The 23,223-nt window shown below is 72.5% G+C and carries 21 protein-coding genes; 11 read left to right on the plus strand and 10 right to left on the minus strand.

All coding sequences use genetic code 11. The annotated features are described in order from the left end of the window. Positions 1–8: 8 nt before the first annotated feature. Both ureA and ACFXKZ_RS38995 read right to left on the minus strand, forming a co-directional pair. Positions 9–902: an urease subunit gamma gene (gene ureA / locus ACFXKZ_RS38990; protein ID WP_380008236.1), complete on the minus strand. Its 894-nt coding sequence runs from the start codon at positions 900–902 to the stop codon at positions 9–11. A 148-nt stretch (positions 903–1,050) separates the two neighbouring features. Continuing rightward, complete coding sequence (locus ACFXKZ_RS38995) at positions 1,051–1,668, minus strand: TetR/AcrR family transcriptional regulator C-terminal domain-containing protein (RefSeq protein WP_380008239.1); 618 nt, start codon at positions 1,666–1,668, stop codon at positions 1,051–1,053. 153 nt (positions 1,669–1,821) lie between these two features. Here ACFXKZ_RS38995 and ACFXKZ_RS39000 point away from each other — a divergent pair, with 153 nt between their 5' ends. Further along, positions 1,822–3,366: an APC family permease gene (locus tag ACFXKZ_RS39000; protein ID WP_380008242.1), complete on the plus strand. Its 1,545-nt coding sequence runs from the start codon at positions 1,822–1,824 to the stop codon at positions 3,364–3,366. Further along, positions 3,363–4,964 (plus strand): amidohydrolase, encoded by a 1,602-nt coding sequence (locus ACFXKZ_RS39005; RefSeq protein WP_380008245.1) that lies wholly within the window; start codon positions 3,363–3,365, stop codon positions 4,962–4,964. Before ACFXKZ_RS39000 ends, ACFXKZ_RS39005 begins: the two co-directional genes overlap by 4 nt. A gap of 63 nt (positions 4,965–5,027) precedes the next feature. Here the strand turns inward: ACFXKZ_RS39005 and ACFXKZ_RS39010 are convergent, their stop codons facing one another. Continuing rightward, on the minus strand, positions 5,028–5,537 hold the full coding sequence (locus ACFXKZ_RS39010; RefSeq protein ID WP_380008247.1) for an inorganic diphosphatase: 510 nt from the start codon (positions 5,535–5,537) through the stop codon (positions 5,028–5,030). 242 nt (positions 5,538–5,779) lie between these two features. Here ACFXKZ_RS39010 and ACFXKZ_RS39015 point away from each other — a divergent pair, with 242 nt between their 5' ends. Together ACFXKZ_RS39015 and ACFXKZ_RS39020 are read left to right on the plus strand one after the other, a co-directional pair. Further along, positions 5,780–6,562: an enoyl-CoA hydratase/isomerase family protein gene (locus tag ACFXKZ_RS39015; RefSeq protein ID WP_380008250.1), complete on the plus strand. Its 783-nt coding sequence runs from the start codon at positions 5,780–5,782 to the stop codon at positions 6,560–6,562. A 129-nt stretch (positions 6,563–6,691) separates the two neighbouring features. Further along, complete coding sequence (locus ACFXKZ_RS39020; protein ID WP_380008253.1) at positions 6,692–8,161, plus strand: amino acid permease; 1,470 nt, start codon at positions 6,692–6,694, stop codon at positions 8,159–8,161. A gap of 13 nt (positions 8,162–8,174) precedes the next feature. Here ACFXKZ_RS39020 and ACFXKZ_RS39025 read toward each other — a convergent pair whose 3' ends face one another. After that, the gene (locus tag ACFXKZ_RS39025) at positions 8,175–9,170 is read right to left on the minus strand and encodes a DUF5996 family protein (RefSeq protein ID WP_380008256.1); all 996 of its coding nucleotides are present in this window, start codon (positions 9,168–9,170) and stop codon (positions 8,175–8,177) included. A gap of 168 nt (positions 9,171–9,338) precedes the next feature. Between ACFXKZ_RS39025 and ACFXKZ_RS39030 the strand changes: the two genes are divergently transcribed. Next, positions 9,339–10,565, plus strand: coding sequence for an FAD-dependent monooxygenase (locus tag ACFXKZ_RS39030; protein WP_380008260.1), 1,227 nt, complete (start codon positions 9,339–9,341; stop codon positions 10,563–10,565). 75 nt (positions 10,566–10,640) lie between these two features. Here ACFXKZ_RS39030 and ACFXKZ_RS39035 read toward each other — a convergent pair whose 3' ends face one another. Beyond that, positions 10,641–11,621: a zinc-binding dehydrogenase gene (locus tag ACFXKZ_RS39035; RefSeq protein WP_380008263.1), complete on the minus strand. Its 981-nt coding sequence runs from the start codon at positions 11,619–11,621 to the stop codon at positions 10,641–10,643. A gap of 193 nt (positions 11,622–11,814) precedes the next feature. Between ACFXKZ_RS39035 and ACFXKZ_RS39040 the strand changes: the two genes are divergently transcribed. The 3 genes from ACFXKZ_RS39040 to ACFXKZ_RS39050 all read left to right on the plus strand — a co-directional run bounded on the left by ACFXKZ_RS39040 (position 11,815) and on the right by ACFXKZ_RS39050 (position 14,381). Next, on the plus strand, positions 11,815–12,531 hold the full coding sequence (locus ACFXKZ_RS39040) for a DNA alkylation repair protein (RefSeq protein ID WP_380008266.1): 717 nt from the start codon (positions 11,815–11,817) through the stop codon (positions 12,529–12,531). A 75-nt stretch (positions 12,532–12,606) separates the two neighbouring features. Further along, positions 12,607–13,308: a Type 1 glutamine amidotransferase-like domain-containing protein gene (locus ACFXKZ_RS39045; protein ID WP_380008269.1), complete on the plus strand. Its 702-nt coding sequence runs from the start codon at positions 12,607–12,609 to the stop codon at positions 13,306–13,308. Positions 13,309–13,475: 167 nt separating this feature from the next. After that, positions 13,476–14,381 (plus strand): NAD(P)-dependent oxidoreductase, encoded by a 906-nt coding sequence (locus ACFXKZ_RS39050; protein ID WP_380008272.1) that lies wholly within the window; start codon positions 13,476–13,478, stop codon positions 14,379–14,381. Positions 14,382–14,457: 76 nt separating this feature from the next. Here the strand turns inward: ACFXKZ_RS39050 and lysA are convergent, their stop codons facing one another. The 4 genes from lysA to ACFXKZ_RS39070 all read right to left on the minus strand — a co-directional run bounded on the left by lysA (position 14,458) and on the right by ACFXKZ_RS39070 (position 18,231). Continuing rightward, positions 14,458–15,777 (minus strand): diaminopimelate decarboxylase, encoded by a 1,320-nt coding sequence (gene lysA, locus ACFXKZ_RS39055; RefSeq protein WP_380008274.1) that lies wholly within the window; start codon positions 15,775–15,777, stop codon positions 14,458–14,460. 37 nt (positions 15,778–15,814) lie between these two features. Continuing rightward, positions 15,815–16,249, minus strand: a complete 435-nt coding sequence (locus ACFXKZ_RS39060) for an SAV_915 family protein (protein ID WP_380008277.1) — start codon at positions 16,247–16,249, stop codon at positions 15,815–15,817. Between the two features lie 155 nt (positions 16,250–16,404). Beyond that, the gene (locus ACFXKZ_RS39065) at positions 16,405–17,217 is read right to left on the minus strand and encodes an aldose 1-epimerase (RefSeq protein ID WP_380008280.1); all 813 of its coding nucleotides are present in this window, start codon (positions 17,215–17,217) and stop codon (positions 16,405–16,407) included. A gap of 54 nt (positions 17,218–17,271) precedes the next feature. Next, on the minus strand, positions 17,272–18,231 hold the full coding sequence (locus ACFXKZ_RS39070; RefSeq protein WP_380008283.1) for a hypothetical protein: 960 nt from the start codon (positions 18,229–18,231) through the stop codon (positions 17,272–17,274). Between the two features lie 260 nt (positions 18,232–18,491). Between ACFXKZ_RS39070 and ACFXKZ_RS39075 the strand changes: the two genes are divergently transcribed. From ACFXKZ_RS39075 to ACFXKZ_RS39085, 3 genes are all read left to right on the plus strand, one after another. Next, positions 18,492–18,920 carry an SRPBCC family protein gene (locus tag ACFXKZ_RS39075; protein WP_380008286.1) on the plus strand — a complete coding sequence of 143 codons (429 nt, stop codon included), beginning with the start codon at positions 18,492–18,494 and terminating at the stop codon, positions 18,918–18,920. 153 nt (positions 18,921–19,073) lie between these two features. Beyond that, positions 19,074–21,449 (plus strand): pyruvate dehydrogenase, encoded by a 2,376-nt coding sequence (locus tag ACFXKZ_RS39080; RefSeq protein ID WP_380008289.1) that lies wholly within the window; start codon positions 19,074–19,076, stop codon positions 21,447–21,449. Between the two features lie 103 nt (positions 21,450–21,552). Next, positions 21,553–22,548, plus strand: coding sequence for a hypothetical protein (locus ACFXKZ_RS39085; RefSeq protein WP_380008293.1), 996 nt, complete (start codon positions 21,553–21,555; stop codon positions 22,546–22,548). A gap of 67 nt (positions 22,549–22,615) precedes the next feature. On the opposite strand, the gene idi is transcribed toward ACFXKZ_RS39085, so the two are convergent. Next, positions 22,616–23,167, minus strand: a complete 552-nt coding sequence (idi, locus tag ACFXKZ_RS39090) for an isopentenyl-diphosphate Delta-isomerase (RefSeq protein WP_380008622.1) — start codon at positions 23,165–23,167, stop codon at positions 22,616–22,618. Positions 23,168–23,223: the final 56 nt, after the last annotated feature.

Below are 23,223 nucleotides of genomic sequence, written 5' to 3' on the forward strand. Positions count from 1 at the left end.
ACCGCCACTCACAGCGCACCCCGCTCCCCACCGTCGCCGAAACCCCACGTCACATCGGAGCCCGCCGCATCCCCGGAACCCGCCGCCGGATCCAACCCGGAGCCCGAAGCCGCGCCGCCGACAGGCTCCGCACCCAGATACCCGCACGCGTGCGCCCGACGCAGCGCCTCCTCACGCGCACCCGGCGCGTCCAACGGCCCGTCCACCAGCCCCGCGAAGCCGATCGCGACCCGCGCGCCGGCGATCGGCACCAGCCGTACCTCGACCGTCGCGCCCGGATCGAACCGCACGGTGGAACCGGCCGGGATGGCCAACCGACGGCCGTACCCCGCCGCCCGGTCGAAGCGCAGGCGCGGGTTGGTCTCGAAGAAGTGGAAGTGCGAGGTGACGCTGATCGGCACCTCGGACGTATTGGTCACCGGCACGAAGACCAAGTCGGCGTCCACGTACGGGTCGACCGCGGGCCCACCGGGAATCACCGCCCCCGGCGCGTCGTCCCCCAACGAGCCGGGCCCGGACACCGGCGCCGCGACCGCCCCCGAGCGCGAACCGTGCCCGTGACAGTGCACCTCACCCGCACCGACCGGCCGACCCTCGCCGGAGCGAAACGGGTCGGTCACCACGGCCAGTCGCGTCGCGTCGTCGAACACCGCCTCGACCTTGACGTCGGCCAACACGTCCACCACCCCGGGCAACACGTCGGCGACACCGAGCACCGACCGCCCGGCCTCGATGGCGTCGGCGAGCCGCGCCCCGTCCCGAGCCGCCTCACACACCGTGTCCGCGATCAACGCGGCTGCCTCGGGCACGTTCAAAAGCAGCCCCCGGGCACGCCGCGCCCGGGCCAACTCGGCGGCTGTGAAGATCAGCAACCGATCCCGCTCGGTGGGCGTCAGCCGCATACGAACCTCCGTATTGAATGCCGTTCAATCCAGATTGAACGGCATTCAATACAACGGTGTCAACGCCCCGCGCCCGACGCCGACGCCACGGCTCCCGCCCCGACACCACGGCCCCCCACCCGGCCGCAACGACCGGCGGCCCGCGGGGTCAGTTCTCCAGGCGGGCGGCCAGGCCGTCCAGGAGGAGTCGCAGGCCCGTGTCGAAGCCGCGGGTGTTGAGGGTGTCGCGGTCGCCGGCGGCCAGGGAACGGGCCAGTGACGGGTACTCGGCCCTGTACTCCTCGGCCGGCCGGGTGAAGCCCTCCTCGTACGTCTCGATCACCGACCCGACCACGAGGTAGTCGAGCGCCGCCGAGAATTCGGCCGCCTCCGCCGCGGGGAGGCCGATCCGGATCAGCGTGCGGGCGACGGCGTCGTAGGCCGACAGGGCCTGCTCCGTGGACACCGGTCGGCGGGCGATCACCGGGAGCGCGTCTGGGTGGCGCAGGTACGCGGCGCGGTAGCCGCGAGCGAAGGCGGTGATGCCGACCCGCCAGTCCGGGTCGTCCAGCGGGGCGCGGTCTATCTCCCTCGTGATCACCACGGTGATCGCGTCGAGCAGTTCCTCCTTCGACGACACGTGGTTGTACAGCGACGGCCCCCGCACGTCCAACCGGCCGGCCAGCGCCCGCATGGTGAGCGCACCCATGCCGTGTTCGTCGACGAGATCCACCGCCGCGCGGGCGATCAGTTCCCGATCGAGTTTGGGGCGGTTGGGTCGACCCATCGTGCGCTCACCTCGTGCCGTTCGCGAGCGCCGTCGTCGGTCACTCCGCGTCGCCAACCTAGCCGGAATCGACCTCTTCCCCTGCACCCGGCCGGAGGCTATGGTCCTCAAACTAACTAAGTAAGTTTTATTCGCTCCCGTTGCGAGGTCCCGATGAACCACGGCACTTCTCGCCCACCGACCCCCACCGGCAAGGCGCCCGACCACGACGCCGCACGGCTCGGCGAGCTGGGCTACGAGCAGGAGCTCAAGCGCGGTCTCGGCGTGCTGGGCAACCTCGCCATCGGCTTCGCGACGGTCTCCCCCGTGGTGGGCCTGTACGCCGTCGTCCAGGTCGGCGCCACCGTCGCCGGCCCAGCCTGGGTGTGGGTGCTCCTGGTGGCGCTGCTCGGCCAGGCGCTGCTGATGTGCGTGTACTCCGAGCTGGCCTCGCAGTATCCGATCGCCGGCGGCGCCTACCAGTGGGCCCGTCGCCTGCTCGGGCCCACCTACGCGTGGCTCGCCGGATGGGTGGCGCTGTGCGCGGTGGTGTTCGCCAACACCACGATCGTCTATCTCGGCGCACCCTGGTTCTTCGCCCTGTTCGACGCCGAGCCCACCCCCGGCCGAATCGTCGCGGTGGCCGCGACCTTCCTGCTCTGCTGTACCGCCGTCAACGTGCTCGGCATCGACGTACTGCGCCTGGTCCTCGCCGCCGGCATCGCGGCCGAGGCGGTGGCCTCGCTCGGCGTGGGTCTGGCGCTACTGCTGCTCTTCCGGGAGAACGGGTTCGGCATCCTCACCGAGACGATGGGCGCACAGGCACTGTCCGGGGGCTCGACCCCCTCGGCGCTGCTCACCGTGCTCGCGGTCGGCGGCTGGGCCTTCATCGGCTTCGACGCGTGCGTGGCCTCCTCCGAGGAGACCAGGGACGCCGCCCGGCAGGTGCCCCGCGCGATCTGGTGGACGCTGACCAGCGTCGGCGGCCTGGTCGTACTGAACGCCTTCGCCGTGCAGTTGGCCCATCCCGACCCGGCCAAGGTGGTGCACGGCGAGGACTTGGACCCGGTCACCACCGCGGTGGTGAACTCGTTCGGCTCGTGGTCGGCCAAACCCTTCGTGGTGGTGGTGATCATCGCCTTCATCGCGTGCGCGCTCGCCTCCCAGGCGTCCGCCGCCCGCGCGGTGTACTCGGTCTCCCGCGACGACGTACTGCCCGCCTCGCGCGCACTGCGAAAGATCAACAGGCGCCAGGCCCCGGTGGGCGCGCTGCTGATCACCTCGGCGATCAGCTGCTCGGCCCTGCTCCTCGCGCTGGACAGCTCCGCGATCGGCAGCCTGATCACCTTCGGCAGCGCCGCCATCTACCTCCAGTTCCTGCTGATCGCGGTGGCCGCGCTGATCGCCCGAGTGCGCGGCACCTGGACACCCGCGGGACTGGTCCGGCTCGGCCGGTGGGGCACCCCGCTGAACGTGCTCGCCGTCGCCTGGCTCGCCTTCGAATTCGTGAACATCGCCTGGCCGCGCAGGATCCTCGCGCCGCCGGACGCCCCCGCCTACCAGGTGTGGGCCGCCGTCATCGGCATCGCCATTGTGGTCGGCACCGGCGTGCTGTACCTGCTGATCAAGCGCCCCCAGGACAAGGTGCGGATCAGCGTGAGCTTCGCCGACGGCGGCACCGATCCCGAACCCTCGACCCCCGTGGAGAGCACCGCATGACCACCGCCGACCTCGTCGTCCCGGACGCGCACGTACTGACCATGGATCGGGACCGACCGGTCACGGACACGATCGCCGTCCGGGACGGGGTGATCGTCGCGCTCGGCGCCGACGCCCGGGCGCTGATCGGCCCGCGTACCGAGGTGATCGAGGCGACCGGACACACCGTCACTCCCGGCCTGACGGATTGTCACCAGCACTCCGTGATGGGCGCCGGCAGCACCCGCGGGGCCGACCTGGTCGGCGCGGTCACCCTGGCCGAGGTGCAGCGCCGCCTCGCCGAACAGGCCGCGCCGTGCGGTCCGGACGACTGGGTGGTCGGTTTCGGCGGCGAGTACGCGGCGTTCGCCGGTCGGGCCATCCACCGCGACCTGATCGACGCCGCCGTGGCCGGTCGGCCCGCGTTCGTCTGGATGGCGGACAGCCACACCGCGCTGCTGAGCACGGCCGCGCTGCGCCTGGCCGGGCTGACCGGGCCGCGCGAGTTCGCGGACCGGAGCGAGATCGTCTGCGACGAGCGTGGTCCGACCGGCGAGTTGCACGAGATGACCGCGTGCTTCCTGGGCTACCGCGCGGTACCGCCGATGCCGCGCGGCGAAATGCTGGCCCGGGTCGAGGAGTTGTTCGCCGAACAGAACCGACACGGGGTCACCGGCGTACACATCCTCGACGACGCGCCGGGCACGGTCGACACGCTCGCGGGCCTCGACGCCGAGCGGCGGCTGAGCATGCGGGTACACCTCGCGCCGTGGTGTCCGCCGGGCGAGGTGGACAACCTGGCCCAGCGCATCGGCGAACTGCGGTCCCTGGGCGGGCCGGACGCGCTGGTCAGGCTCGCGGCGATCAAGTTCTTCGCCGACGGCGCGATCGACGGCGGCGGCGCGTGGCTGCACGAGCCGGACTGCTGCGGCCAGTCGCACCGATCCCAGTGGAAGGACTTCGACCGCTACGCCGATGCCGTCGCCATCGCCGCCCGCGCGGGCCTGCCGGCCTGGACACACGCGATCGGCGACCGGGCGGTGGCCCGCGCCCTGGACGTATACGCCGAGCACACCGCGCCGTTCGGCACCCGGCATCGCATCGAGCACGCCGAGGTGTTGAGCGACGCCGACGTACCGCGCTTCGCCGCGCTCGACGTGGTGGCGTCGATGCAACCGACGCACATGGACTGGTCGTTGCCGGACCACTCCGACAACTGGTCGCGCCGGGTGGGCCCGGAGCGGGCCGCCCGGGCCTGGCGCTGCGCGGACATCCTGGCCGCCGGCGGGCACGTCGCGCTCGGCTCGGACTGGCCGGTCGCCGCGTTCGACCCGCGGCGCACCCTGGCCGGTGCCCAACTGCGGCGCCCGGCGGGCGAGATCGACCGCGTCGCGTACGGGGCCTCGGCCGGCCTCACCGCCCGCCAGGCCCTGGCCGGCTACACCACGCAGGCGGCCTACGCGGCGGGCGAGGAGAGAATGGCCGGCCGGATCGCCGTCGGCTGCCGGGCCGACCTGACCGTATTCGGCGGCGACCCGCTGACCTGCCCACCCGACGACCTACCGGAACTCCCCATCACCGCGACGGTGGTCGCGGGCCGCGTCGTACACCGGGCGTAGCCCCTCGAAGCACCCCGCGCGGCCGACCCGACCGTCCCCGGTCGGGTCGGCTCGTCCGCGCCCTCACCGCCCCTCGAACGGCCACTCCCCCGCGTCCAGTTCGCGCCGCTCATACGCCGCCACGATCTCCTTCTCCGCGGCGTCCCGCCCCTCCCAGTGCGAACCCTCCACCGATTTGCCGCGTTCGAGGTCCTTGTACACCTCGAAGAAGTGCGCGATCTCGTTCAACTGGAAGGCCGGCACATCGGCGATGTCCTGTATCGCGTGCCGCCGCGGATCGCGGGCAGGTACACACAACACCTTCTCGTCCGGACCGTTCTCGTCGCTCATCACGAACATCCCGACCGTGCGACAACGAATCACACAGCCCGGGAAGGTCGGTTCATCCAGCAGCACCAGCACGTCGAGCGGGCCGCCGTCGCCGCCCAGGGTGCGATGTACGAAGCCGTAGTCGGCGGGATAGGCGGTGGACGTGAACAACATGCGGTCGAGCCTGACGCGTCCCGTGCGGCGATCCATCTCGTACTTGTTCCGACTGCCCGCAGGAATTTCCACAACGACGTCGAACTCCACGACGGCTCCTTAGCGGCTATGGATCAAGACCCGATATGCGCGGCATTCCGTATTCCCGACGTACCGTCCGAGGACTTTCCCACGTCACCGGGCCGTTACGCACGTGAAGCACGGGACAACCGACCCATTCGAAGTGCCGCGACCACCCGATCGCCGAGACACTTGACTCGGTCAACTAAGTAAGGTTTCCTGTCCATCGAACCCGAGACCGCATCCACCCCACCCCGTCACCAGGAGCACCCGTGATCCGGATCGAGGACGCCGACCGCGTCCGGACCCTCACCCTCGACCGTCCCGAGGCGCTGAACGCGTTCAACGAGGCGCTGTACGACGCGACCGCCGACGCGCTCATCGAGGCCGCCGCCGACCCCGCGGTGGCCGTCGTGGTGCTCACCGGCGCAGGTCGGGCCTTCTCGGCGGGGACCGACCTGATCGAGATGGCGCAGCTCAACAGCGGCACCAAGGTCAAGGGCCGACACGGCTTCGGCGGCATGGTCGATCACATCCAGGCGTTCCCCAAGCCGTTCCTGGTCGCGGTCAACGGACTCGGGCTCGGCATCGGGGCGACCATCCTGGGCTTCGCCGATCTCGCCTTCATGGCCGACACCGCCCGGCTCAAGTGCCCGTTCACCTCACTCGCGGTCGCCCCGGAGGCGGGCAGCAGCGTGACCTTCCCGCAGCTGATCGGCCGGCAGAACGCGATGTGGGCGCTGCTGAGCAGCGAGTGGCTGAGCGCCGCGGAGTGCCTGGAGATGGGTCTGGTGTTCAAGGTCTGTCCGGCCGACGAGCTGATGGCGGTGACCATGCGGCACGCCCGGATCCTGGCCGCCAAGTCGATCCCGTCGCTGATCGAGGCCAAGCGCACCGTCCTGGACGGCCTCGGGGACACGATCGCCCGGGCCCGCCGCCGCGAGGACGCGGCCTTCGGCCGACTGCTCGGCAGCCCCGCCAACATCGAGGCGCTGACCGCCTTCGCCGAGCGCCGCGAGCCCGACTTCGCCGCGATCGACGCCCGGGAGGCGTGAGGGGGCAACGCCGAGGCCGGGACGGGCGCTCGAACATCGCGGGGTTGTCCGGGTTTGCCGGGAACGATGTGGGCTAGGCCATACTGACCGTCCGCACGCCCGTTCCCGTCCCCAGGATCAGCGCCAACCATGAGCAACCCAGACACCCCTGACATCTCGGGCACCGCGAACACCGCAGGCGAGGCCGCCCCACCCGGCCCCGCCTCGGCCCACCCCGCCCCCGCCGGCACCCATCACCTCGGCCACGCCCTCAAGCCCCGCCACATGACCATGCTCGCGCTCGGCGGCGCGATCGGCGCGGGCCTGTTCGTCGGCACCGGCGCCGGCATCCACACCGCCGGCCCCGGCATCCTGATCTCCTACGCGCTGGCCTCGGTCCTGGTGTTGCTGGTGATGCGGATGCTCGGCGAGATGGCCGCGGCCGTCCCGCGCAGCGGCTCGTTCTCCGAATACGCCGGAGCCGCGTTCGGGCGGTGGGCCGGTTTCACCGTCGGCTGGCTGTACTGGTGGATGGTCACCATCGTGCTCGCCGTCGAGGCGTCGGGAGCGGCGGCGATCGCGCACGGGTGGGTGCCGGGTGTACCGATCTGGGTCTTCTCGCTGGTGATCATGCTGGTGTTCACCGGCGCGAACCTGCTCACGGTGCGGTCCTTCGGCGAGACCGAGTTCTGGTTCGCGACGATCAAGGTCTCGGCCATCGTCGGCTTCCTGGTGCTGGGTGTGCTGGCCATCGTGGGATGGCTGCCGGACACCGATCCCCCGGGGCTCGACAACCTCACCGGCAACGGCGGCTTCCTGCCCAACGGCTGGGACGGGGTGATCGCCGGCCTGCTCGCGGTCGCCTTCTCCTTCGGCGGCCTGGAGATCGTCACCATCGCCGCCGCCGAGTCGGACGACCCCACCCGCAACGTGGCCCGCGCGGTGCGCACGGCGGTCTGGCGCATCCTGCTGTTCTACATCGGCTCGGTGGCGGTCATCGCCACGCTGCTCCCGTGGGACTCGGACCGGCTGGGCAGCCCGTACGTGTCCGTCCTGGAGGACATCGGCATCCCGGGCGCGGCCCACGTGATGGACGTCGTGGTGTTCACCGCGCTGCTGTCCGCGCTGAACTCGATGTTGTACGGCGCGTCCCGAATGGCCTTCTCGCTGTCCCGGCGCGGCGAGGGTCCGCGCGGGTTGTCCCGGCTCGCCGGCAACGGGGTGCCGCGGACGGCGGTGCTGGCCTCCTCGGCGTTCGGCTTCCTCGCCGCGCTGCTCAACGTGTGGTGGCCCGAGCAGGTGTTCAAGCACCTGCTGAACTCGGTCGGCGCGATGTTGCTCTTCGTCTGGTTCGCCATCGCCGCCGCGCAGCTGGTGTTGCGCCGGCGGATGGAGCGTGAGGATCCGGAGCGGCTGATCATCCGAATGTGGGGCTTTCCGTATCTGACCTGGTTCGTGATGCTCGCGCTCGCGGCGGTGTCGATCCTGATGTTGTTCGACGCCGACGCCCGGCCACAGCTGTTGTCCTCGGTCGTGGTGGTGGCCGTGGTCCTCGGCTTCGCCCTGGTCCGCGAGGCGCGGCGGCGCGATCTGCGCAGGCGGGCCGGGGGCCGCTTCTGAGCCGGCCCGCCGCTCACAGCCCGGCCCGCGCCAGCGCCCGCAGGTGCTCGCTGGTGGGGCACCAGTTGGAGCGCAGTTCGTCGGTCGGCCAGCCGGCCAGGGTCGCGCTCGCGGCGAAGTTGGACTGGAGGTAGCCGAGCAGGGTGCGGCGCGGGTCCTCGGCCAGGCGGACCACGTCGTATTCCAACGTGGAGCGCGAACCGTCCGGCAGCCAGACCGCCTCGCGCGGGGACAGTGGTTGCCGTTCGACACCGTCCGGTTTGGGCGCGGCATACGAGTAGTAGGCGGGATAGGTGACGGTCGGGTCACCCGCCCAGAAGCCGAACGAGATCACCTCGTGCGAGTACGCCTCGGCGGTGACCGGGTCGACCCCGCTCATCGGCGGATCGACCCGCTTGCCGGAGAAGCGGGTGAGCGCGAGGTCGAAGGAGTGCCAGAACAGCTGGACCGGCGAGCTCTTGCCGTCGAACCAACCCATGAACTCCTCGAACACGTCCGCCGACCAGGTCAGGACGCGCCAGAACCGCTGCGCGTACTCGGCCTGATAGGTGCAGTGCCCGGTGTCCTCGCGAAACGGCGTGGTCAGGTGCGGCACCCCGAAGGGTTTCTCCAGCAGCGGTACGTCGATCCCGAGGTCGGCGAGCACGCCGTGGACGGCGAGGTCGAACGCGGCCACGCTCAGCCCGTCCACGAGCGCGATCTCGCGCACCTCGCCGCGATCGGTACGAAAGACCACACGATGGTCGATGAAGTCGAACGCGATGTCGAAGGCGATCCCGGCCACGTTCAACCGGCGGGTGGTCAGGCCGCGGGCGTCGACCGTGAAGGTGATGTTCCACCAGTGATTCTGCGGATGGCTCGCGGCCAGCTTCACCTTGCCCACGATCTGCGCGAACAGGTGCAGTGTGTCCAGGGTGTCCGCCCATGCCGCATAAGGGAGTTCGGGCAGGTCGGGACGGGGTTCGGGGGATCCGGAGGGGTTCGCGCGGTTGCTCGAAGCGATGGCCATGTACCGATTCTCGCCGCCTTGCGGCCCGTGCGTCCCGTTATGCTCCGCCGTCCGGGCCCCCGCGCGCACGATCCGCGACACGGTTCGGCGACACCCCCCGAACGGGCGAGTGCGGTCGACGCGTACCCTGCGTGCGACAACATCCCTTCCACCTGTACAGGGGCACTCGTGCGCGTTGTCGTCGCCGGAGCCGGCATCGGTGGGCTGGCCACCGCCCTGAGTCTGCACGCGGCGGGTATCGCCGACGTGACCGTGTACGAGGCGGTCGAGGAGATCCGCCCGCACGGCGTCGGGATCGACCTGCCACCACCCGCCGTTCGCGAACTGGCCGCGCTGGGCCTGTACGACGACCTCGCCGAGATCTCGGTGGCCACCACCGAACTGGTCCACCACGACCGTCTCGGCGGCCGGATCCACACCGAGCCGCGCGGCCTGGCCGCCGGGCACGCCTGGCCACACCTGTCGGTCCATCGCGGCGAGTTGCAGATGCTCCTGGTGCGCGCCCAACTGGCCTGGCTGGGCGCCGAGTCGCTGCGCACCGGCCTGCGGCTGAGCGGATACGCACAAACCGCGGCCGGGATCACGGTCGAACTGACCGACCGGGACGGGAACATCGTCACCGACGAGGCCGACGTGCTGATCGCGGCCGACGGGATCGACTCGGCCGGGCGGGCGCTGATGTATCCCGGCGAGGGGCCGCCGTCCTGGCACGGCCGGGTGCAGTGGCGCGGGATCTCGCCCGCGCCGGACCTGCTCACCGGCCACACCACGATCGTCGCCGGGGACGGCGTGCAGACCTTCGTCGCGCACCCGCTGCGGGCGGCCGAGGGGGAGCGGCCCGCGCTGCTGAACTGGGTCGCCGAGCGCCCGTCGGTCGGCCCGCCGCCCGAGCGCGGCGACTGGCGGCGGCCGGCCGAACCGGACACGGTGGTGGGCTATTTCGCCGACTGGGAGTTCGACTGGCTGGACGTGCCGGCGGTGATCGCCGACGCGGACGTGGCGTACGAGTACCCGCTGATCGACCGCGAGCCGCTGCCGAGTTGGTCGGACGGGCGGGTGACCCTGCTCGGCGACGCCGCGCACGCGACCTTCCCCAGGGGCGCCCACGGCGCGGCGCAGGCGATCCTGGACGCGGCGGTGCTCGCGCACGAATTGGCCGCACACGCGGACCCGATCGACGCGCTCGCCCGGTACGAGGAGCGGCGCCGACCGGTGACGACGGCGCTCCAGGCGGCGAATCGTGCACCCGGCCCGGGCCTCCTGCTCACGCTCGCGCACGAGCGCGAGCCCGAGGGGTTCGCCGATCTCGACGCGGTGATCACGCCCGACGAGCAGGCGGAACTCGCGGCGTTGGAGCGGGAGATCGGCGCGGCGAACCGGGATACATCGGGCTGATCCGCACCACCGCGACGGCCCGCCGCTCGAACGGCGGGCCTGCGGCGGGGGCGGCCGTTCGCCGATCGAGCGGCGTCAGGGGATCAGCACGACCTTCCCGACGGTCTGCCGGTCGCTCAGCGCGGTGTGTGCGGCGGCGGCCTCGGCCAGCGGGAACGTGGTGATCGCCGGGGTGAGTTCGCCCGCCGCGGCGGCGGCCAGCGCCTGCTCGGCGAGGGCCTTGATCCCGCCCGGACGGTTCATCATGCGCGGACCCAGCGGGTTCTCCACGCTCACCCCGGCCGCCGCAGCGACCTCGTCCAGGTCGGCGATGGCCGCGCCCGAGGACCAGCCATAGGTCACCACACGACCGCCGCGGCCGACCAGGTCGAGCCCGGCGCGGCCGATCTCGCCGCCGACGCTCTCCAGCAGCACCGTCACCGGCCTCCCGCCGAGGCCCTCGCGCACCCGTTCGGCCCAGTCGGGGGTGTTGTAGTCCACCGCGAGGTCGACGCCGGTCTTCGCCACCGCCTCGACCTTGGCGGGCCCCCCGGCCGCCCCGATCACCACCGCGCCGAGTCGGTGCGCGGCCTGGACCAGCAGCGTGCCCAGGCCGCCCGCCGCGGCGGTGACCAGCACCACGTCGTCGGCGCCGATCGCGGCCACCTCCAGGATGCCCATCGCGGTGCGCCCGGTGCCGACCATCGCCACCGCGACCTCGGCCGGGAGGTCGTCGGGCAGGGGCAGCAGGGCCTGATCATCGACGATCGCGAACTCCGCGTAGCCGCCGCCCCGGTTGCCCAGGTGCGCCACCACGCGGCGACCGACCAGGGTCGGATCCACCCCGGCACCGACCGCATCCACCGTGCCGGCCACCTCGCGGCCGAGTGTGGTGGGCAACTCCGGCTCCGGGAACGGCCCTTCCACCCGCCCCGTGCGCAGCATCACGTCGACCAGGTGGACCCCGGCCGCGGCGACCGCGATGCGGACCTCGCCGGGGCCCGGCTCCGGCGTCGCCACCTCCTCGAAGCGAAGGTTCTCGGCCGGACCGAACTCGTTCAATCGCATCGCGCGCATCGTGCACTCCTGGGTTCTGTGCCGGCCCATTCGGGACGGGCCGGTGCCGACGGGGCCAACGGGGACCGGACCGGGACGCATTCCCCCCGATCGCAATGCGAGAATTCTCGAACTTCAAGCCGACTTCATGTCAAGCGAACCGGCCCACCGCGCGCATCCGCGCACCGTGACGCGCACCGCCTACGGTGGGCCCATGTTCGATCCCGACGAAGCCACCACGGCCCTGCTCGCCGACCTCGCGGCGCTCGGCACACCGGCACGCGCCGAGGCCGAGAAGGCGTATCTCAAGAGCGATCTCAACTTCCTCGGCGTCACGGTGCCGGTGCTGCGCAAGACGGTTACCGCCGCGACGCGTGCCCGGCCCGCGCCGACCCGGGCCGAACTGCTCGCCTGGGTCGAGGCGTTGTGGGCCCGGCGGCTGCACGAGAGCCGCTTCGCGGCGATCGAACTGCTGCGGATCCACCTGCGCGTGCTCACCCGCGCCGACCTGCCGCCGATCGAGCGGCTGATCCGGGAGGCGGCCGGCTGGGTGTACGTGGACATGCTCGCGGACAAGGTCGCGGGTCCGCTGATGGGCCGTACGCCCGCCGACTTCGGCACCGCCGACGCCTGGGCCCTCGACGCCGACTTCTGGGTTCGCCGTTCGGCGCTGCTCGCCCTGCTGCCCGGCATCCGGGCCGGCGCGCCCGACCTGGTCCGGTTCGACCGCTACGCGGATTCGATGCTGGACGAGAAGGAGTTCTTCGTCCGGAAGGCGATCGGCTGGGTGCTTCGGGAGATCTCCAGGCGGGATCCGGCCTACGTGATCGCCTGGACCGAGGCGCACCGGTCCCGGATGTCCGGGGTGACGTTCCGCGAGGCGGTGCGCCGGCTCCCCGAGGCGGACGCCGCCCGGCTGCGGGCCGGGTGATCGGCGCGTCGGCCCGCGCCCGTACCGGTGGAAAATGCCTCGTCGCGGGCCGCGCGCACGCGGCAGGATGAGCCGATGACGACACACCTGGTGGCCATGGGCGGCGGCGGATTCTCGATGAACGACGGGGCCACGGCGCTGGACCGCTACGTCCTCGACCTGACCGGCCGCGCCCGCCCCAACGTGTGCTTCGTACCGACCGCCTCCGGCGACGCCGACAGCTACGTCGAGCGGTTTCGCGGCGCGTTCGCCTCCTGGGACTGTTCGCTCGACCACCTGAGCCTGTTCAAGCGCACCGACACCGAACTCGCCGACGTACTGGACGCGTCGGACGTGATCTACGTCGGCGGCGGCTCCACCCTCAACCTGCTCGCGCTGTGGCGCCTGCACGGCCTCGACGCCGCGCTCTGCGCCCGCGCCGCCCGGCGCGACCTGGTGGTGTGCGGGCTGAGCGCGGGCGCGCTGTGCTGGTTCGAGGGCGGGATCACCGACTCCTACGGGCCTCGGTTGCGCCCGCTCGCGGACGGCCTCGGCTGGGCCCGGGGCAGCGTGTGTCCGCACTACGACGGCGAACCCGGCCGCCGCCCGGCCTACCACGCGGCGGTGGCGGCGGGCACCCTCGCACCCGGCTACGCGCTGGACGACGGCGCGGCGATCCACCTCGTCGATGGCGAGCCGTACCGGTTCGTGACCGAACTCCCCCGGGCGCGGGCGTACCGCGTCGAGGCGGGTCCGAGCGGCGTCCGCGAGTCGGAGCTGCCGATGGTCGGGCTCTGACCTGGATACTTACCATTCATCCGGTGGGTGACTTTCACGTAGGTACTTGAGCGGCGGTCGGTGTCCGAGCAACATCGGGAACGCGCGCCGAGCTTCCCGGGGCGGTCGCGACGCCCCCCGGACGGTCTCGCCGCGCGTTCCCGTCACCGCCATGGAATGAGACCGACATGTCCGCCGCCGCATCCTCGCCCGCCACCCCCGTGACCGTCCTCGGCCTGGGCGCGATGGGCACCGCGCTCGCCGGCGCGCTGCTGACCGCCGGGCATCCGGTCACCGTCTGGAACCGCTCCCCCGCCCGCGCCGACACCCTGATCGCGCGCGGGGCCGTGCGGGCCGAGTCGCCCGCCGCCGCAGTCGCCGCGAGCCCGCTGGTGATCGTGTGCGTGACCGACCACGCCGTCGCGGACGCGATCCTGATCGCCGCGACCGAGGCCGGCGACGCCGACATGTGGGCCGGCCGCACGCTGGTCAACCTGACCTCGGACACCCCCGAGCGGGCCCGGCGCACCGCCGAGTGGGCCGCGGGCGTGGGCGTCGCGTATCTCGACGGCGCGGTCATGGTGCCGACCTCCGTCGTGGGCACCCCGGGCGGCCTCCTGCTGTACAGCGGGACGCGGTCCGGGTACGACGAGCACGCGGCGACGCTGCGCGTACTCGGCCCGAACTCCCCGTTCCTGGGCGAGGATCACGGCCTGGCCGCGCTCTACGACCTGGGCCTGCTGGACCTCTTCTACACCACGATCGCCGGCCTGGTGCACTCCTTCGCGCTGGTCGGCGCCGATCGGGTGTCGGCGAGCGAGTTCCTGCCGTTCGCCCGGGGCATCCTCGGCATCCTGCCGGACATCATGACCCGGGTGGCCGGCGCGATCGACGCGGGCGAGTTCCCCGGGGACCAGGGCAACCTGGCGATGGAAGCGGCCGGCATCGGGCACATCGTCGACGCCGCCCGGTCGCGCGGCCTCGACGTCGGCGTGCTCGAAGCGGTCGCCTCCGTGGTCGGCCGGGCGATCTCCCGGGGCCATGGCGCCGACGACTTCGCGAGCACGATCGAGGCGATCCGAAACCCGGTTTGAGGCGTACGAGCGGGCGAACCGCACCGGCCCGTCGGCCCGTTGCGCGCGTCGGGTGGGCGACGACGAGCGGACCGGCCTACTCGGCGACGTCGCGGGCGAGCAGGTCGGCGATGCCCTCGCGGCGCAGCAGGACCCGGGCCCGGCCGGCGCGGACGGCCACCACCGGGGGGCGGCCGACCAGGTTGTAGGTCGAGGCCATCGACTGCTGGTACGCCCCGGCGGCCGGCATCGCGAGCAGGTCGCCCGGACGCACGTCCTCGGGCAGCTCGACATCGGCGGCCAACACGTCGCCCGACTCGCAGTAACGGCCCACCACGGTGACCTGCCGGGTGCCGGGCGCGCCGACGCGGCCGACCAGGCGCACCGTGGTGCGCGCGCCGTACAGGGCCGGCCGGGGATTGTCCGCCATGCCGCCGTCCACCGCGACGAACACGCGGTGCGCGGTGCGCTTGACCACCAGCACGCGGTACAGCGCCACCCCGGCCGGCCCGGTGATCGCCCGGCCCGGCTCGACGATCAGGCGCGGCACGGGCAGTTCGTACAGCGCGCACTGCCGGGCCAGCCGGCGGCGCACGTCGATCGCGAACGACTCGATGTCCAGCGGGTGTTCGCCGCTCCGGTAGGCGATTCCGTGGCCACCGCCCAGGTTCAGCTCGGGCAGTACGATCCCGTGCCGGTCGCGCAGCCCGGCCAGGAACGCGGCGAGCGTGCCGATGGCCTCCAGCCAGGGTCGTACCGAGCCGATCTGCGAGCCCAGGTGGCAGTGCAGGCCGGTGAGTTCGAGGTGCGGTTGGGCCACCGCCCGCAGCACCGCGTCCTCGGCGTCGCCCCGGGCGATGGACAGGCCGAACTTCTGGTCCTCGCCGGCGGTACGGATCGCGTGGTGCGCACCGGCCTCGATCCCGGGCACCACGCGCACCATCACCCGCTGCCGCTGCCGGGGCGCCACCAGCGCGGCCAGCCGGGCGATCTCGGCCGGGTTGTCCAGCACGATCCGCCCCACGCCCAGGCGCAGTGCCGCACGCAGTTCGTCGCCCGACTTGGCGTTGCCGTGCAGGATGATCCGCTCCCCGGGCATGCCGGCGAGGGCGGCCGACTCCAACTCCCCGGCCGAGCAGACGTCGAGCCCGAAGCCCTCCTCGCGCAGCCAGGCAACCAGACCGCGGCACAGGAACGCCTTGGCCGCGTAGGCGATCTCGACGCCGGGCAGCGCGCGGCGATAGGCCCGGCAGGTGTCCCGCACGTGTTGTTCGTCCAGCAGGTACAGCGGCGTCCCGAACCGCTCGGCGAGTTCGGCCGCGGGCAACCCGCCGACCGCGAGATCCGCCCCTAGCGCCTGCGCCGAACGAGGCCACACACCCGCGTCGAGAACCGGCTCCGCAAGCGATATGGACATGGCAACTCCCTTGTGCGCGTACATGGCTGACGAAGATTCAGGCGAAGAGGGAAACCGTGCCCGTGCCCGGGTCGGGGTCGGCCGACAAGTGATGGGATCCGCAGGCGACCCCGGCGCCTCGCGCGGCGGCCGTACTCGGTTCGGCCCCTTCGCCCTGCTGCCCCGCCTCGCCCCACGCCCGGCGCACCGGTGGCGCCGACAGGCGCGGGTCGACCAGCATGCGCTCGACGCCGATCTCGGCCGCGAGCGAGCGGGCCGCGCCGGCGCCGAGGCGGATCCACTCCTGCTCGACGCCCAACACCGCCCGCAGCCGCGCCACCGAGGTGAACGCCACCAGGACCCGGGCTCCCAGGGGATCGCGGCACAACCGCACCACCCGCGCCCCGGCATCGGCCCGCACCGGCACGATCAGCACGCGCCGAGCGGTGGTCGCTGCAGCAGGTTCCTCATCGGTGATCAACACGTCCGACACGACAGCCTCCGAAGTCCGGCCCCGCCACCATGCGCGAGCCCTGAATTCGACGCTACGACCACCGCATACCGGGCAACCCCACCCCTACCGCGCCCTTGATCGTCGATGAGCCCATGTTGACGCCCCGTTGACGCGGAACGCCCGCCGGCGCCCCCTCACGCCCCCACGGAGGCCCATGTCCAGGTCGTCGTGGCGATCAGCGGCTCCCCGGGGCGGACCAGGTGGGTGGTGGGCGCGGTCAGCCCGTTCGGCGGGCCGGTCTGCGGCTCCACGCACACGTGGTCCACCGGCATGTCGTACACCACCGTGTAATCGCAGTCCGACGTCATCCGCAACCGCAGCGCGCCCGGCCAGAGCAGTGTCGCGTCCAGGCCGCCGGGGGTTCCGTAGCAGTCGTCCCGGGGCCCCGGGACGACCGGTATCCGCCGGCCGGTGGGCAGGTAATCCGGGCCGCGCTCCTCCTGCCAGGCGGGCTCGAAGGACAACTCCAGCGGCTCCCCGACGGCCAACCGCCGCCGAAACCACGGATGCCAGCCGGCCTGGGCCGGAAACGCCTCCGCGGCGGACTCGATCCGCAGCACCGTGGTCAGCCCGTCGGGCCGGATCGTGAAGGTCTGCTCGACCCGTCCCGCGAACGGCCACGGATCGGTCAGCGCGAGCTCGAAGGCCGCCGACCCGGTGTCCCCCGCGATCTGCTTCCACGCCGCCCGATAGCCGAGCCCGTGCAACGCGTGCGGAGGCGCGTCGGCGGGAAACTCGTGGACCGCACCGGCGAATTCGAACCGGGCCCCGCCCATCCGACCCACCCACGGCACCATCGGATAGCTGCCCCACTCCTCGGGCCGCTCCCCCCGCGTCCGGAGCAGTTCGAGCCCGTGCGCCCGCAGCGAGCCGAGCCGGCACCCGGCGTCCGGCAGAATCCGCGCCTCGGCGCCTTCGGAACGCAACCACACTTCGCCGTCGATCATGGGCGGCAGATTACGCGCAGCGCCCTCGACCCCGACCCGCCCGCCCCGGCGGCCTCAGATGTACAGGAAGTGCGGCGACAACACGATCACCGACGGTACGAGCAGCGCCGCCGCCGTGAGCACCCGCAACCCCGCCGACGCGACCGGAGCGCCCACCCGGACCCCCGCGACGGCCACCTCGGGGTGTGCCGCGGCGTGCGTCTGGTGCACGATCAGCTCCTCCTGGCGCTGCTGCGGCCAGGCGAAGCACGGGCAGAACGGCCCGCCCGCCTGGCCCGGCCCGGACAGCTTGACGATGGCCCGGCGCAGATTGGCCCGCGCGATGGATCCGCGCACGTCGGCGTCGGCGGCCTTCTCCGACAGTTCGGCCGCGTGATCGGCCCAGTCGGCGAAGAAGCGCACCCCCGGATACGCGTCGGCCAACGTGTCGGCGCAGACCATCCATTGTGCGTCGCGCCGGCGCAGGTGCCCGGCCATGTGGGTCAGGACCGCGTTCAACTCCTCCGGGCGCAGCAGGTCCAACGCCCGGGTGGTGGCCTCCACGCGCGGCGGCCGGGACGGCAGCAGCACCAGGCGCGGCGCCTCGTCCTCGACGATCACCAGGCGCGGCCGGCCGCCGTCCTCCTCGTCGAGCAGCGGCGCCGAGTTCTCCAGCCGGTCCAGCTGCACCCGCAGCGCGCGCCGATAGTCGCGCATCGCGCCCGCGCCCCGGTGCCAGCCGAACGCCACGAGAAGCAGCGCGAGGATCGCGACGGTGATCTGCGCGGGCAGCGGCACGTGCGGCATGCCGATTCGCGGGTCGAATCCGGCCGCGCGCATCGGCGCCTGCCACAGGTCGGGGGTGTAGACGGGGACGGCGAGCGCGAACGAGGCGAGCACCCCGCCCGCGGCGGCCCGCCAGGCACGCTGCACGTGTCGGGGGCTGAAGCCGCTGCGTTCGGCCCGGCGCAATACGCGCGGGGCGGTCACCAGGATGGCCGCCGCGAAAGCCGTCAGCACAAGTCCGTACAACACGTCCCCGCCGCCCCTTTCCGGCCTCGTCCGTTCGGTGACCCGTTCGGCCCTGCAACGGTTCTAGGCGCCAAGTGGTTTCCGCGTCCAGGAGACAGGCCACATCGGTCGGGTGATTTATTCGGCCGACACCAACCACCCGGTGGTATTGCGGACCCGCCACGGACCCGGATCGAATCGTGGTCGAAACCCCGTCCGAAAGCGCGCCGAATTGCATCGTCGCACCTCCACGCGCGTAATTCCGAACCGACAGGAGTTCGTTCATGCACGAGTTTTCGCGTTCCGCTGTGATCGCCGCCACACCCGACCGGGTCTGGGCGGTGATCGGCGACTTCGGCGCCCTGGGTGATTGGCACCCGGTGGTGCCGCCGAGCACGATCGAGGGCGGCGGCGACGCCAACACCCCGGGCGCGATACGGGCGTTCGCAATCGACGGCGAGGTGCTCTCGCGCGAGGAACTGCTCAGCCACGACGACGCCGCGCACCGGATGAGCTACCGGTTGATCCAGGTGCCGCTGGCGGTGACGGACTACGTCGGCACGCTGGCCGTGCACCCGCACGCGGACGGCAGCGAGGTGGTCTGGTCGGCGACCTACGAGGGCGAGCCGGACGTGGTGGAGACGGTGGACGCGGTCTTCGCCGAGGGCACGTACGGAGCGGGCCTGGCCGCACTCCGGGAGCGGTTCGCCTAGGCCGACCACCCAGAGGCCCACGCCGGCCGCCCCGACCCCGGTCCCCGGGCGGCCGGGGACCGGCCGCGCCCGCCCGCCGCCCCCCGGCGCGCGTATCGCATGGTGAGACGATCGCCGTATGCTTCGGCCACCCCGACCGATCTTGAGGTGACCATGCACCGCAGCGACACGGACCACGCCGCGTCCGCTCTCGGCATCGACCTGTCCGTCCTCGAAGCCGTCCAGCGCCGCGTCCTGTGGCTCGCGACGCGCATCGTCGACTCGGCCAACCACGACCGGCCGAACGCCGACGGCATCAAGGTCGGCGGCCACCAGGCGTCCTCCGCGTCGCTGGTCTCGGCGATGACCGCGCTGTGGTTCGCCCACCTCGACGGCCCCGACCGGATCAGCGTCAAGCCGCACGCCTCGCCGGTCTTCCACGCGATCCAGTACCTCCTGGGCAACCTGGACCGGTCCTACCTGACCACGCTGCGCGCCAAGGGCGGCCTCCAGTCGTACCCCTCCCGGACCAAGGACCCGGACCGCGAATGGGTGGACTTCTCCACCGGCTCGGTGGGCCTGGGCGCGGCGGCGCCGCTGTTCGGCGCGGCCGCCCGCCGCTACGTCGACGCGCACTTCGGCGCGCGTCCCGCCTCGCGCTTCGTCGCGCTGCTGGGCGACGCCGAGTTGGACGAGGGCAACATCTGGGAGGCCATCGCCGACCCGGCCACCCAGGGCCTGGGCAACGTGATGTGGCTGGTCGACTTCAACCGGCAGTCGCTCGACCGGGTGGTCCCCGGGGTCCGGATCGACCAGTGGCGCGGCCAGTTCGAGGCGGCCGGCTGGCATGTGGTGGAGGTCAAGTACGGTCGCCGGCTCCAGGCCGCGTTCGACCGGCCCGGCGGCGCGGCGCTGCGGGCCTGGCTCGACGCGATGCCCAACGAGCAGTACCAGGCGCTGTTCGGCCTCGCCGACACGGACGTGCGCGCGCACTTCCTGGACGGCGCGCCGGCCGACGTCGCGGCCACCGTCGCCGACGTGCCCGACGCCGAGCTGCACACCCTGGTCACCGACCTCGGCGGGCACGACATCGCCGCCCTGCTCGACGCCTACCGGCGCTGCGACGCGGTCACCGACCGGCCCAGCGTGGTCTTCGCCTATACGGTCAAGGGCTGGGGCCTGCCGCTCGCGGGCAACCCGCGCAACCACTCCGCGCTGCTGACCACCGATCAGGTCGCGGCGCTGCGCGCGGAGTTCGGCCTGAGCGAGCGCACCGAGTGGGACCGCTTCGACGCCGCCACGCCCGAGGGCATCCTGGCCGGGCAGCGCCGCGAGCACCTGGCCCGCGCGCCCAGGCCGGGCCCGCTGGGCGTGCCGGTCGCCGCCTCGACGAATCAGCGCATGAGCAAGCCGGTGTCCACCCAGGAGACCTTCGGCCGGGTCCTGGTCGACCTCTCCCGCGACCCGGCGCTCGCGCCGTACCTGGTCACCACCGCCCCCGACGTGGCCACCTCGACCAACCTGGCCGGCTTCATCAACCGCACCGGCGTGTTCTCCCCCACAGAACGCCGGGCCTGGTCGGGCGAGGGCGCGCTGAAGTGGGTCGAGGGCCCCGGCGGGCAGCACATCGAACTGGGCATCTCCGAGATGAACCTGTTCCTGCTGCTCGAACAGCTCGGCCTGGCGGGCGACCTGTCCGGCCAGCCGCTGATCCCGATCGGTACGGTCTACGACCCGTTCGTGTGCCGCGGCCTGGACGCGTTCATCCACGCCGTCTACTCCGGCTCTCGTTTCATCGTGGCCGGCACCCCCTCCGGGGTCACCCTGGCCCCCGAGGGCGGCGCGCACCAGTCCACCATCACCGCCTCGATCGGTCTGGAGCTGCCCGGCACCACGCTGATCGAGCCCGCCTACGGCTCGGCCCTCGACTGGCTGCTGTGCGACGCGGTGGGGCGGATCGCGGGCGGCCCGGACCACGGGGTCGAACCGGACAACGGCGCCTACTACTTCAGGCTCACCACGCGCCCGATCGACCAGGCGCCGTTCGAGGCCGCCCGGACCCGGCTCGGCGACGCGGTGTTGCGCCGGCAGGTGCTCGCGGGCGGCTACCGGCTCCTGGAGGCGCCCGACCTGCCCGGCGCGCCGAGTGTGTACCTGGCCGCGTCCGGCGCGGTGTTGCCCGAGGTGCTGACCGCCGCCCACGAGCTGCGCGACGAGGGCATCGCCGCGCACGTCGTGGACATCACCTCGGCGGATCGGCTCTACGCCGCCTGGCAGCGCACGCTGCGCCAAGGGGTGCGCACCGCAACCACGCCGTCCGCGCCCGGCGCGTTGCGTACCGCGTTCCCGTACCGCGCGCCGGTGGTCACCGTGCACGACTCCTCCTCGCACACCCTGGCCTGGCTCGGCTCGGCGCTCGGCGTGCCGTGTGTACCGCTGGGCGTGGACCAGTTCGGCCAGACCGGCCGGATCGAGGACCTGTACGAACTGCACGACCTGCTGCCCGGTTCGATCGTCAACGCGGCGCTGGCCGCACTGTCCCTGGCCTGAGCACCCCCGCCGGGCGGGGCCGCCCCCGCTCCGCCCGGCTCGCTCACGCGTACGGTATGCGTGCTGACGCAGCGTTCGGCCGGACCGAGGCGAGGAGTGGTGGATGCGACACGGGGGCGTGGGACGACGGTGGAGCGCGTGGGCGGCGGCGGGCCTGAGCGCCGCCGTCGTACTGACGGGGTGCTCGTCGGACTCCGACGGCGGCAAGGACGCCGAGAGCGGGGACAAGCCGGGCACCATCGGGGGGCCGTCGGGCGGCGCCCCGGCGCCCGGCGGGGCGGGCGACAAGGACCCCAGGGCGGTCTGGGCCGCACTCGTCGCCGCGACCACCACGCAGCAGGTGGTCGAGTACCACGGGGTGCGAACCGCGGCCGGCGACACCGCCAAGGAGGCGACGGTCAAGGAGGAGTTGTGGTCCTGGTACGACGCGGGCGGCAAATCCGCGTTCACCGACCGCGCCTACCAGGTCGCCGCCGACGCGCCGATCAAGCGCTCCCAGTGCGAGGCGGGCCGGGAGTGGAGCTACAACAACGCGCTCAAGCAGTGGAGCGACACCAAACGCACGTGTGTCGTGGACATGGCCCATGAGGGCAAGTACGTCGGCGACGGCATCCTGCCGACCGGGCTGACCGCCGAGCAGGCGAAGACCTTCGCCGCCCAACTCGAGGCCACCCCGGGCTGGTTGACCCCCTCGGCGGTGGAACCGGCGCAGCAGGGCGGCAAGTCCTGGCTGCGCCTGACGGTGGACCTCAAGCCGCAGCAGAACGGCGGCGCGGCGGCCAACACCGATCTGTTGCTCCGGGCGTTCCGGGCCACGATCCCCGACTTCACCAAGGGGCCGTACCAGATCGAGAACTTCGGTCAGCAGAGCGGCTCGCCGGTGCGCGCGGTGTTCTGGCTGGACCCGGCCACGCACCTGCCCGCGTACTCCGAGGTGAGCACGACGGTGGTGGACAAGGGTGTGGCCACCGGCGCGACGCGGCACCTGCGCACCGAGTACGTCTTCGGCGGCGCCGCGCCCAAGCCGGATCGCGCCACGCTCGTCCCGGCGCCCGCGCCGAGCTGGCCGGACCAGGGCACCAAACCGCCCCAGGCTTGAGAGACGGAGCGCGAGCGAAAGGGCGGGCCCGGCATTTCGGACCCGCCCTCTCCACTCGGGTGTCCGCTCAGCGTGCGGCCAGCGCCGCCAGCGGTGCGCGCACCGGTTCGAGCACCGCGCTCAGCCACGCCGTGTGATCGTGCTCGGCCAGCCACGCGTCGAGTTCGTCGAGCGGTACGTACGCGACGTCGTCGACCTCCTCGGCGTTGAGCCCGAGTTCGCCGCCGACCAGGCCGACGAAGAGGTGGTTGAACTCCTTCTCGACCAGGCCCGAGACCTCGTCGGTGACGTCGTAGGTCACCAGACCGGCGGGTTCGAGGACGGTGGGCTTGGCGCCCAGCTCCTCGGTCAGCCGGCGCAGCACCGCCTCCCGGGGCTCCTCGCCCGGGAACGGGTGGCTGCAACACGTGTTGGACCAGCGTCCCGGCGAGTGATACTTCGTCAGTGCCCGGCGCTGCATCAATACCCGGCCCTGCTCGTCGAGGAGGAAAACCGAGAACGCCCGGTGCAGCAGACCCGGCGGCTGGTGTGCCTCCAGTTTCTCCGCGAGGCCGATGGTGTTCCCCTGCGGGTCCACCAGTTCGACCATGACCCGACCGTCCGGCTGCTCCTGCGCCATGTGCTCTCCCTGCTGTTCGGCCTTGCCCAGCACACTATCCGGCACGCGCGGCGCGG

Source organism: Embleya sp. NPDC059237, from assembly GCF_042754105.1.
Classification (GTDB): domain Bacteria; phylum Actinomycetota; class Actinomycetes; order Streptomycetales; family Streptomycetaceae; genus Embleya.